The 578-nt window shown below is 64.9% G+C and carries 1 protein-coding gene; it reads right to left on the bottom strand.

Annotation, left to right across the window (positions count from 1 at the left end; all coding sequences use genetic code 11):
* A partial coding sequence (locus CUC53_RS18715; RefSeq protein ID WP_157798350.1) for a DEAD/DEAH box helicase occupies nt 1-578 on the bottom strand: 578 nt, incomplete at both ends.

The raw sequence follows: 578 nt of genomic DNA, 5'->3' as shown, positions 1-578 counted from the left end.
ACCAGCCCGATATGCAGGCCGGGCAGCAGGTTTTGCAGCTCGGCGGCGGTATCCTCGGCGGCTTGGCACTCCAGCACCTCCGACTCCTCGATCAAGGTGCAAACCCAGTAGGCCTGCTTGCCTTCGGTGCAGGCGAGCTTGACCCGCTCGATCACATCGGCGCGCCGGCTGTCGGGTAGCGCCACCGTGGTAATGGGGGTACGGCCCGGTGGTAGCTCGTCGATCACCGAGGTATCGAGATCGGCATAGGCGGTCATCGCCAGGGTGCGGGGGATCGGGGTGGCGGTCATGATCAGCTGATGGGGATGGACCCCTTCCCGCTCTCCTTTTTCCCGCAGGGCGAGCCGCTGATGCACCCCGAATCTGTGCTGTTCATCGATGATGACCAAGGCGAGGCGCTGGAACACCACCTGCTCCTGAAAGATGGCGTGGGTGCCCACCACCATCTTGGCGCTGCCAGCTTTGATCGCCGCCAGCGCCTCCTCCCGCGCCTTGCCTTTCTGCTTGCCCGCCAGCCAGCCGACCCCGATGCCGAGCGGTTCTAGCCAGTTGGCGAAGTTGATAGCGTGCTGTTCGGC

The organism is Aeromonas cavernicola, from assembly GCF_002795305.1.
In the GTDB taxonomy this organism is placed as follows: Bacteria; Pseudomonadota; Gammaproteobacteria; order Enterobacterales; family Aeromonadaceae; genus Aeromonas; species Aeromonas cavernicola.
This window is presented reverse-complemented; position numbering and strand designations above follow the sequence as displayed.